Source organism: Pseudomonas sp. PDM25 (assembly GCF_019219045.1).
Lineage (GTDB): Bacteria > Pseudomonadota > Gammaproteobacteria > Pseudomonadales > Pseudomonadaceae > Aquipseudomonas.
This window is the reverse complement of sequence record NZ_JAHUWL010000011.1, coordinates 59657-70382: the sequence shown is the minus strand read 5'-3', so window position 1 is coordinate 70382 and position 10726 is coordinate 59657. Positions and strand designations below refer to the sequence as shown.

Here is a 10726-nt window from a genome sequence, read left to right as displayed (position 1 = left end):
AACTAAGCGCTGTGTACAAGCTCAGTTTTTTTGTTCCGGCCAGTCATGTGGAACAGGTCAAAAGTGCCGTATTCGCCGCCGGTGGCGGACGAATCGGCGCGTACGACCATTGCGCCTGGCAAGTGCTCGGCCTCGGCCAGTTTCGCCCGTTGGAGGGCAGTCAGCCGTTCATTGGGGACGCGGGGCAGGTCGAGCAGGTTGAGGAATGGAAGGTCGAGCTTGTGGTCAGTGACGAGTTGATTCGCGCTGTGGTGTTGGCTCTGAAGCAGAGTCATCCCTACGAGACGCCGGCTTATGAGGTGTGGCGGTTGGAGGATTTTTGATCTGCCTGCCGCTGAAATGAGAAACCCGCTGATGAAGATCAGCGGGTTTTTTTTGCCCGGGATTTGGACTGATGTACACAACTCAAACTGTGGGAGCTGGTTTGCCTTCGATGATGGCCTAATAGCCGTTTTCGTCGAGGTGTGCATACCTATTCTTGCGGTAACGGCTACATCACTCGATGAAATATCCGACAACCTTTTCAGGTTGTCCGTCGGAAGTCTCAAGTCCAGCCTTTGTCCATCACAAACACTTCAATCCACTTGAGGTTCAACGATGGAATTGCCGGACGCAATTACTCCCTGGGTTAACTCGAACACCGCGCTTGGGCAGGCGCTAATTTCGATGTTCAAATCAGTCGAACTGGAGCTAGTCGGTGAATGCGCAGAGCCAGGGGCGGTCAAAGTTGTCGTGTTCGGAGGGTGCGCCGTCCACCTCTACACTCATCACCGCGTGTCAACTGATGTTGATGCTGAGATCTATTATGCAAATCTTCCGCAGGGTCTTCACTTACAGACCTTACTCGCAGAAGTACCTGAACAATTCGTTGATGAGCAATCCGGCCGGTTAATGGAGCTGAACTACGACCTTCAGTACAACACCAGCTTCGGTCCCATTCATGAAGACTACTGGGAACGTAGTCTTCCTCTTGCAGATTTCTCCGTAGAGTCGCCGCTGCATGTCCATATTGCTGCTCCTGTCGACATCGCAATATCCAAACTAGGTAGAGCGACAGACCAGGATATCGGCGACGTCATGGCGCTGCTCCGGGCGGGTTTCATATTGACCACTGAACTCCGTCGTCTGGCATTGCAGGCAATTGATGTATATGTTGGCAACAAAGAGCCACCGACGTCCGTTCTCACTAACATATTGCAAGATTACCTGGAGACTACAGATGGCGACGCCCCTTAGCGGCCACGTCCTCTCATCCGCTTTGGACACCTTGGTCAAAAAACCGTTGAATCAAGCAGATGACGCTGCGTTGGTGCGCGCAGCTAAAGTTGTCTGGTATTCGGAGGATGATCTTGTGAGTGAAGTCGAAGCCTTCCTGAGCCTTCATTCTGACGAACTCGAAGTTCGCCGCGCAGGTTATTTGCTTGAGCGGTTCACGCGTTTTGCATGTGTTTCTGATAGCCGTGTATTGGAAACCTTCTGGGCTCTTAAGCTTTTTTTACGCTCTACGTCCAGACTGGAAGTGAGGTCGGAGGTAGCGACTGTTCCGCTTCGCAAGCGTCGCGATGAACTCGCGGCTTCTTGGGGACTGAGTGAGGGGCTTGGCCTGAAGGCTCAGACCCTCATGCCTTTCCAGACTCGACATTACGAAGCTGAGCAGCACGCCACGTCTGCTTGAGCTCATCCAATGCCTCATCGCGCGCAGGCTCGCTCCTGCATTGGTTCTATGTACGCCAATCCAATGTGGAAGCTGGCTTGCCTGCGAAGACTGACTATCAGGCACCCACAATTTAAACCTTGGCACTCACCTCACTGCGATTCAACAATGCCTCCAGTGCATCATTCAAGCTCGATGCCTTGTCGCCAATCAGCAGATGCCAAATCCCTCCCTCCAACTGACTGACGCCCTGGCAACCCAACGCCTTCAGATCACATTCCGACACTGCTTTGCCGTCCGCCAGTTGCAATCGAATCCGGGTCATGGCGATGCAGTCCATCTGCAACACGTTCTCGCCGCCGCCCAACGCATTCAGCCATTGCTGCGCTTCCAGCGGCGCCACCGCAGCTAGTTTCGGCGCGTCGATCACCGCAGCGGGGGAGGAAATGATCGCGCGCCCCAACGCAGGCATCGCCAAGCGAATCTCATCGGCAATGCTGTCTGCCATCGGCCCGACCACCACCTGCAAACTCCCACCCTTGCCCGGACGCACCACCGCCATCGCCCCCAGCGCTTTCAATTCCGCATCGTTCGCCTTGTTGCGATCCACCATGTCCAGCCGCAACCGAGTGGTGCAGGCACCCACGGTGATCAAATTCTGCGCACCCCCCAGCGCCTTGATGTAAGCGCCCGCCCGTTCGCTGTCGGCGACGACGACTTTGTCGCCCGTTGGAATGTCTTCACGCCCTGGGGTCTTGAGGTTGAAGCGGCGAATGCAGAAATCGAACACCACGTAGTAGATCACCGCATACGCCAGGCCGACCGGGACCATCAACCAGCCGTTGGTGGATTTCCCCCAGCCGAGAATCATGTCGATCAAACCACCGGAAAACGTAAACCCGAGGTGAATGTTCAGCAGGTTGGTGATCGCCATCGACAGGCCCGTCAGCAACGCATGCACCAGGTAAAGCAGCGGCGCGAGGAACATGAAGGCGAACTCGATCGGCTCAGTCACACCCGTTAAAAACGACGTCAGCGCCATCGACAGAAAGATCCCGCCCATGACCTTGCGGCGCTCCGGCGAAGCATTGCGGTACATCGCCAGGCAAGCGGCGGGCAGACCGAAGATCATCACCGGGAACATGCCGGTCATGAACTGGCCGCCCTTCGGGTCACCGGCGAAGTAGCGCGACAAGTCACCGGTGACGATGGCGCCGGTGGTCGGATCAGTGAAGTTGCCGAAGACAAACCACGCCATGTTGTTGAGGATGTGGTGCAGCCCGGTGACGATCAGCAGGCGGTTGAAAACGCCAAAGACGAACGCGCCGAAGCTGCCGCTCTCCATCATCAACGTGCCGAAGCTGTTGATGCCTTGTTGGATGGGCGGCCAGATCAAGCCGAAGATGACGCCCAGGCCGACGGCGGCGAACCCGGTGACAATCGGCACGAAGCGCCGGCCGCCAAAGAATGCCAGGTACTCCGGCAGTTTGATGTCCTTGAAACGGTTGTACAGCGCGCCCGCCATCAAGCCGCTGACGATCCCGGCGAGCATGCCCATGTTGATGCTCGCGTCGAGCACCTTGAGGGTGGAGATCATCACCAGGTAGCCAATGACTCCGGCCAGGCCTGCGGTGCCGTTGTTGTCCTTGGCGAAACCGACGGCGATGCCGATGGCGAAGATCATTGCCAGATTAGCGAAGATCACTTGGCCGGCGTCGTGGATGATCGCGATGTTCAGCAGGTCGGTGTCGCCCAGGCGCAGCAACAGGCCGGCGATCGGCAGGATCGCGATCGGCAGCATAAGCGCGCGGCCGAGGCGTTGCAGGCCTTCGATGAAGTAGTGGTACATGGCAGTTCTCCCTGTGTTCTTTTTGTTATAGAGCTGTTGTTCAGCTCAGAGGCCATTGCTGGTGACAGGCGTGACGCACCGAAGCGGCACTGCTCAACTTGAGCAAGTCCTGGCAGATGCGTCGGCATTCGGCGGCGTCGAGATGACGGACGCGGTCTTTGATTTCACCGATCTGCACCGGGCTGACCGACAGCTCGCTGACGCCCAGGCCAATCAGTACCGGCGTGGCCAGCGGATCGGAGGCGAGCGCGCCGCAGACACCGACCCAACGGTTATGCACCGCCGCACCGGCGCAGGTCTGGGCGATCAGCCGCAGCAGCGCCGGGTGCATGGCGTCTACCCGCGAAGCGAGGCCGGCGTGGTCGCGGTCCATGGCCAGGGTGTATTGCGACAAGTCGTTGGTGCCGATCGACAGGAAGTCCGCGTGTTCGGCCAGTTGCTCGGCCAGCAGTGCGGCGGCGGGGACTTCGATCATCACGCCTAACTCAGGGCGTTCACTCACACCGAGTTCAGTGCACAACGCCTCGAGACGCTGGCGGACGTGCAGCAACTCATCGACTTCAGTCACCATCGGCAGCAGGATCCGGCAACGCGACAGCGGATGGACATGCAGTAATGCGCGCAATTGCTGATCGAGGATTTCCGGACGAACCTGAGCCAGGCGAATGCCGCGCAGACCCAGCACAGGATTGGCTTCAGCCGGCAGCGGCAAATAGTCGAGTTGTTTGTCGCCGCCAACGTCGATGGTGCGAATGATCACCGACTTGTCGCCCATGGCGTCGAGCACGGCTTGATAGGCGGCACACTGTTCCTCTTCGTCCGGTGCGGTGTTGCGGTCGACGAAGAGAAACTCGGTACGCAGCAAGCCGACGCCGTCTGCACCATTGGCCAAGGCATCAGTCGCTTCAGCGCTGGAGGCCACATTGGCGGCGACTTCAATCTGCAAGCCGTCGAGCGTCAGCGCCGGGGTGTGAGCCTGAGCCTGTTGTTCGGCGCGACGCTGTTGATGATCGAGTTGCGCTTGATGCACTTCGGCCAAACGTTCGGCACTTGGCTTCAGTTCGAGACGACCGCCATCGGCATCCAGCACAACCGCTTGGCCTTGCTGCTGATCCAGCAGCGTAGAACCCAGCGCGACCATGCACGGCAGACCTTTGCCGCGAGCGAGAATCGCCACGTGGGAAGTCGCGCCACCCTCGGCCATGCACAACCCGGCAGCACCTTGCTGACTGAGTTGCAGCAGATCGGACGGGGTCAGTTCATGCGCGGCGACGATGGCGCCGGCCGGCACGTCGTAGTGCCAGGCTTCGCCGAGCAGGACGCGCAGCACGCGTTGTTTGAGGTCGCGCAGATCATTGGCGCGCTCGGCCAACAACGGGCTGCCGAGTTGCTGGAGCACCTCGCACTGCACCTCGATCGATTGGCTCCAGGCGTGGGTTGCGGCCATGCCCTGATCGATGGAGGTGTTGGCTGCGTTCAGCAGCGCCGGGTCTTCGAGCAGGGCGAGGTGTGCAGCGAAGATCGCTTCTTCGTCGGTGTTCTTATGTTTTCTTGCTTGGGCCAGCGTGTGGTCGATTTCACCGCGTACAACGGTCAGCGCGGTCTCGAGAACGAGCAGCTGTTGCTCGGGGGCATGGTTGCCGGCATCCACCGGCAAGCTGATGGCGCTCAAGCGGAACAACGGCCCGCCAACCAAACCGGGAGCGGCGCAGACGCCGTGCAACACGCCCGCTTCGGCCGCTCGAGTGCGTCGGGCAATCGGTGTCGGCGCGGCGGCGTGGCTGTCTTCGGCCAGCGCTGTGGATAACGCGATCAGCAGCGCTTGCAACGCAGCTTCGGCGTCCGGCCCCTGGCAGCTGACCTGAACCTCGTCCTGCTCGCCGATGGCCAAGCCCATCAAGCCGATCAAGCTGTCGCAGGTCGCCGATTTGCCAGCGAAGTGCAGCTGCGATTTGCTCTTGAAACCTTGCGCTGTCTGGCGAATCAGCGCTGCCGGACGGGCATGCAAACCGCCACGATGGGCGATGCGAATGTGGCCATGAACTTCTTCCCCGGAGAGTTCCGCTTCAGCCTGCGCGCCCGACGCGTGCCGACGAATGATGTGCAGCAATGGCTCGCCAACTTTCACCGACTTCAGCGTGATGGGTCGCGCCTGAAAGTCCTGGCTGTTGGTCAGGATCATCAAGCTGACCAGGCTCTTGCACTGCTGCGCGACCTTGTCCAGGTCGTAGCGCAACAGCGGCTGGCCATTGCTGACCCGCGCGCCTTCCTTGACCAGCATCGAGAAGCCTTGGCCCTGCAACTCGACCGTGTCGAGGCCCAGGTGCAGCAGCAATTCGGCACCGTTGTCGGCACGCAAGGTGATGGCATGGCCGGTGCGTGCGACGTGCACCACGACGCCGGCGCACGGGGCGTGGAGCGTGTCGTTCAGCGGATCGATGGCGATCCCGTCGCCCATGGCGCCGCTGGCGAACACCGGGTCAGGGACTTTGGCGAGCGTGAGCACCGGGCCGCTGAGCGGGGCGCTGAGGGTCAGCTCTTTATTATTGTTGTGCATGGCTCGGTCTCATCAGTAAAAACTACGGTTCGGATCAACTCGCCCTGTACGGATTAACGGGGGTATTCATCCGCCGGTAAATAGGGATAGATTCCAATCGGTTCAGTGGGTGCGGGTCACTTTGCTCAAGTGCCGTGGCTGGTCCGGGTCCATGCCTCGGGCGATGGCCAAACCGGCGGCCATGACGTAGAAACTCTGGATCGCCAGAATCGGGTCGAGGGCCGGGTGCTCGGCGCGGGTCAGGGTGAGGTCGCGTTCGGCAATGTCATCCGGTGCGGCCAGCAATACGCGAGCACCGCGCTGGCGCATGTCGGCGGCGAGGCTCAGCAAGCCGGCCTGCTCGGCACCGCGCGGGGCGAAGATCAGCAGTGGATAATTTTCATCGATCAACGCCATCGGACCGTGACGGACCTCGGCGCTGCTGAAGGCTTCGGCCTGGATCGCCGAGGTTTCCTTGAATTTCAACGCGGCTTCCTGGGCGATGGCGAAACCGGCGCCACGGCCGATCACCATCAGGCGTTGGCAATCGCGCAAGGCATCGATTGCCGGGCTCCAGTCCTGTTTCGCCGCCTCGCGCAAACCTTCCGGCAGTGCGAGGCCGGCCTCCAGCAATTGCGCGTCCTCTTTCCAGTGGGCGATCAGACGGGCGCTGGCGCTGAGGGTGGCGATAAAACTCTTGGTCGCCGCGACGCTGCTTTCGGTGCCGGCGCACAGCGGCAGGCTGAACTCACACGCGGCCTCCAGCGGCGAACTCTCGGCGTTGACCATCGAGATGCTCAGGGCGCCGCGCTTGCGCAGCAGACGCATGCTGTTCACTAGATCGGGGCTTTGCCCGGACTGCGAAAAGGCGAACGCCACCTGGCCGCTGACCTTTAGCGGCGCTTGCAGCATGGTCACCACCGACATCGGCAACGACGCCACCGGGAAGCCCAATTGCTGCATGGTCAGGTAGGCGAAGTAACTGGCGGCATGATCGGAGCTGCCGCGAGCGACGGTCATCACCACTTGCGGTGGCTGACGGCGCAGGCGCCCGGCGATCTCGATCATCTGCGGGTCGAGTTGCTGCAATTGGGCTTGCACGGCCTCGAACGAGGACAGCGCCTCTTCAAGCATTTTTGAAGTCAATGTCTTCTCCTTCGACCATGACGGCGGTCAGTGTGAGTGAGCGATCCAGCCGCACGCAGTCGGCCCAGCTGCCGGGTTGCAGGCGCCCGCGTTCGTTGAGGCCGAGGTAGTCGGCGGGGAATTGCGAAAGACGTTGCGAGGCCTCGGCGATCGGCAAACCGATCTTCACCAGATTGCGCAGGGCCTGATCCATGGTCAGGGTGCTGCCGGCCAGCGTGCCGTCGGGCAAGCGCACACCGCCCAGGCATTTGGTCACGGTGTGGCTGCCGAGCTTGTACTCACCGTCGGGCATACCCGCTGCGGCGGTCGAATCGGTAACGCAATACAGGCATGGGATCGAACGCAGGGCCACACGGATGGCGCCGGGGTGCACGTGCAGCAAGTCTGGAATCAGCTCGGCGTATTTGGCGTGAGCCAGTGCCGCGCCGACGATGCCTGGCTCGCGATGATGCAGCGGGCTCATGGCGTTGTAGAGGTGGGTGAAACTGCTGGCGCCGGCGTTCAGCGCGGCAACGCCTTCCTCGTAACTGCCGAGGGTGTGGCCGATTTGCATGCGCACACCGCGAGCGCTGAGGTCGCGGATCAATGCGTCGTGACCGGCGATTTCCGGGGCGATGGTGATCACCCGGATTGGCGCCAGTGCCAGGTATTCTTCGACTTCGGCCATCAATGCGGTGTGGGCGAAATTCGGTTGGGCGCCGAGTTTGCCGGGGTTGATGTACGGGCCTTCGAGGTGCACGCCGAGGACTCGGGCGCTGCCTTTCGGGCGCTGTACGCAATATTCGCCAACGGCTTTGAGCACGCTGGAAATTTCCGCAGGCGGCGCGGTCATGGTGGTCGCCAGCAGCGAGGTCGTGCCGAAACGCACGTGGGTTTTGGTGATGGTCTCGAAGGCTGGCGCACCTTCCATGATGTCTTTGCCGCCGCCGCCGTGAACGTGCAGGTCGATGAAACCCGGCAGCAGGTAAGGCAGGTCGTTGTCGGCCGGATCGCACGGTTGGCCTTCGATCGACACGACCTTGCCGTGTTCGTGAATCAGCCGGCCGCGAACCCAGCCGTGGGCGGTGAGGATATTGTCTTCGGACATGATCGGTTCTCAGTATTGGCGGCGAAGCTCTTTATCGACGAAGCTCGGCGACAAAGTCGTAGTAGTCGTTGCGGCAATAGGTGTCGGTGACTTCGATCGGCGTGTTGTCTTCCAGGTAACCGACCCGGGTCATCAGCAGCATGGCGGTGCCAGGGGCGATGCCCACCAGGGCGGCGAATTCGTCCGAGGCGTTGATCGCCTGAATGTGCTGCAGGGCACGGACGATCGGCTTGCCGATGCCGTCGAGGTATTCGTACAGGGAGTCGCCCACCGCTTGCGGCTTGGGAATGATCGAGGCGGGCAGGGTGCTCATCTCGATTGCCATCACCGTGTCGTCGGCTTTACGCAGGCGCTTGAGCCGGGCGACCTTATCGTTCGGCGAGAGGCCCAGGCGAATCAGTTCTTCGTGGGTCGGCGGAGTGATTTCACGCTCCAGCCATTGCGAGCCGGGGACGAAGCCTTTCAGGCGCAGCATCTCGCTGAAACCCGAGAGGCGCGACAGCGGTTGTTCCAGGCGCGGGGTGATGAAGGTGCCGGAACCCTGGTTGCGGCGGATCAGGCCTTGCTCGAACAAAACTTCCAGCGCCTTGCGGGCGGTGACGCGGGAGATGCCCAGTAGCTCGCTGAGGTTGCGCTCCGACGGCATGGCCTGTTCGGCTTTCCAATGGCCGGCATGGATCGCCGCTTCCAGATTGCGCGCCAGTTGCAGGTACAACGGCGTGGGCTGAGTGTCGTCAGGGCGTAGGGCCTGGAGGTCATTCATGTAGGTTTGGTCCGATGCGGATATAGGATTGTTGTCGCCCGGTGGTGGGGTGAAAGCTAATACCACTTAAATACCATGTCAATGAGACCACTTTGCTGTTGGCGCAGGAAAGCCTGCCCTTATTGATGGGCAATAGGGTTGCTGGTCTTAAGTGGTATTAGCGGTGGGGGTTTTGAGCACAAAGATCGCAGCTTGCGGCAGCTCTTACACAGGGAATTGGTATTCACCCGGTAGGCGCTGCCGCAGGCTGCGATCTTTGGAATTTATTTGTTGATGCCGACCGAAGGTAGCGGCCAGAACATAATGTTGGAGCCCACTCGATCCCTTGTGGTGAGGGGATTTATCGGAACGCCGCACCGCCCCGTTCGGCTGCGAAGCAGTCGCAAACTCAGGCGGCGCGGTGGGCCTGACACAATGCAATTGCAGGTTTCAGCGCTGCTTCGCAGCCGAACGGGGATAAATCCCCTCGCCAGTGAAGCCCATCACCAGTCTGGAAAAGTCTTTCATCCGTCCGGGAAGCTTGAGATTACGGGCGGATTTCGATCATCGTACCGTCCGGCACCAAACCCCAAACCTCGCGCATGTCCATGTTGCGCATGGCAATGCAGCCGTCGGTCCAGTCCAGCGTGTGGAACAGGTCTTCGGGGTTTTCTTCAGTGTCCGGGGTGCCGTGGATCATGATCATGCCACCGGGTTCGACGCCTTCACGTCGGGAGCGTACGGAGTCACTGATGTTCGGGTAGGAGATGTGCATCGCCAGATTGAATTTATCGCTGACCTTGCGCCAGTCCAGCCAATAGAAACCTTCAGGTGTGCGTTTGTCGCCTTCCATGAGTTTCGGGCCGATGGGTCTTTTTCCCAATGAGATGCGATAGGTCTTGATCGGCTTGCCGTCATTGATCAATTGCAATTGGTGAGCGGACTTGAGCACCAGAACTTTTTCGATGACTTTGCCGTCCAGCGTTTCCGCAACGGAAGCCTGGGAGACAGCGACGAACGCCAAGCAAAACAGGGCAAGCAACCAGCGCATTGAAACGATATCCCTAAAAGGTGTCGCGACTATTAAGTTATAGGTGATTTTAGAGCCAGGAGCTTTATGTATTGGCAGGCTGAGCAAGTGGCGGAATCGACTCGGACCGCACGGGGTAGACCTCGGTCCGCCGGTCAGCAAAGAAGCATTCTAAGGTACGGCCCACTGTGCGGAAAGCCAACTCGGACCACGGGATGTTGGCTTCGTCGAAAAGCGCCACTTCCAGGCTCTCGGGGCCGGCGGCAAAGTCCAGATCCACCAGCTCGGCGCGAAAGAACACATGCACCTGACTGATGTGCGGCACGTCGATCAACGTATAGATGGTCAGGTTACGCACCCGCGCGCAGGCTTCTTCGGCCGTCTCGCGAATGGCCGCCTGTTCGATGGTTTCCCCGTTTTCCATGAAGCCAGCGGGCAAAGTCCAATAACCGAGCCGAGGCTCGATGGCGCGTCGGCACAGCAAGACCTTGGAGCCCCAGGTCGCCACGCAACCGGCGACGATATTGGGGTTCTGGTAGTGAATCGCCTGACAGCTGTCACAGACAAAACGCAGGCGCGAATCGCCTTCTGGAATGCGCTGGGTCACCGGGTTGCCGCACTGACTGCAAAATTTCATGCTTGGGTTCCTGAATGCTGCGCCTATCTTGGCGTGCGGCGGTGT

General features: G+C 60.1%; 10 protein-coding genes. 3 read left to right on the top strand and 7 right to left on the bottom strand.

Annotation, left to right across the window (positions count from 1 at the left end; genetic code table 11):
- Window positions 1–11 precede the first annotated feature (11 nt).
- From KW848_RS20945 to KW848_RS20935, 3 genes are all read left to right on the top strand, one after another.
- Window positions 12–323, top strand: coding sequence for a YqfO family protein (locus tag KW848_RS20945; protein WP_218537950.1), 312 nt, complete (start codon window positions 12–14; stop codon window positions 321–323).
- A gap of 274 nt (window positions 324–597) precedes the next feature.
- A complete protein-coding gene (locus tag KW848_RS20940) occupies window positions 598–1236 on the top strand; it encodes a DUF6036 family nucleotidyltransferase (RefSeq protein WP_192406280.1) in 639 nt (212 codons plus the stop codon).
- The gene (locus KW848_RS20935; protein ID WP_111451363.1) at window positions 1220–1675 is read left to right on the top strand and encodes a hypothetical protein; all 456 of its coding nucleotides are present in this window, start codon (window positions 1220–1222) and stop codon (window positions 1673–1675) included. The genes KW848_RS20940 and KW848_RS20935 overlap by 17 nt, the downstream gene beginning before the upstream one ends.
- A gap of 112 nt (window positions 1676–1787) precedes the next feature.
- On the opposite strand, the gene nagE is transcribed toward KW848_RS20935, so the two are convergent.
- From nagE to KW848_RS20900, 7 genes are all read right to left on the bottom strand, one after another.
- Complete coding sequence (gene nagE, locus KW848_RS20930) at window positions 1788–3503, bottom strand: N-acetylglucosamine-specific PTS transporter subunit IIBC (protein ID WP_218537949.1); 1716 nt, start codon at window positions 3501–3503, stop codon at window positions 1788–1790.
- Window positions 3504–3543: 40 nt separating this feature from the next.
- Entirely contained in the window at window positions 3544–6060 is a 2517-nt protein-coding gene (gene ptsP / locus KW848_RS20925) for a phosphoenolpyruvate--protein phosphotransferase (RefSeq protein ID WP_218537948.1), read from the bottom strand.
- Window positions 6061–6162: 102 nt separating this feature from the next.
- On the bottom strand, window positions 6163–7173 hold the full coding sequence (locus KW848_RS20920; RefSeq protein WP_375154727.1) for an SIS domain-containing protein: 1011 nt from the start codon (window positions 7171–7173) through the stop codon (window positions 6163–6165).
- On the bottom strand, window positions 7166–8272 hold the full coding sequence (gene nagA / locus KW848_RS20915; protein WP_218537946.1) for an N-acetylglucosamine-6-phosphate deacetylase: 1107 nt from the start codon (window positions 8270–8272) through the stop codon (window positions 7166–7168). The genes KW848_RS20920 and nagA overlap by 8 nt, the downstream gene beginning before the upstream one ends.
- A 31-nt stretch (window positions 8273–8303) precedes the next feature.
- Window positions 8304–9035: a GntR family transcriptional regulator gene (locus tag KW848_RS20910; protein ID WP_218537945.1), complete on the bottom strand. Its 732-nt coding sequence runs from the start codon at window positions 9033–9035 to the stop codon at window positions 8304–8306.
- A gap of 526 nt (window positions 9036–9561) precedes the next feature.
- Window positions 9562–10065: a murein L,D-transpeptidase family protein gene (locus KW848_RS20905; RefSeq protein WP_218537944.1), complete on the bottom strand. Its 504-nt coding sequence runs from the start codon at window positions 10063–10065 to the stop codon at window positions 9562–9564.
- A 64-nt stretch (window positions 10066–10129) separates the two neighbouring features.
- Complete coding sequence (locus KW848_RS20900; protein ID WP_218537943.1) at window positions 10130–10681, bottom strand: NUDIX hydrolase; 552 nt, start codon at window positions 10679–10681, stop codon at window positions 10130–10132.
- Between the last annotated feature and the right edge of the window lie 45 nt (window positions 10682–10726).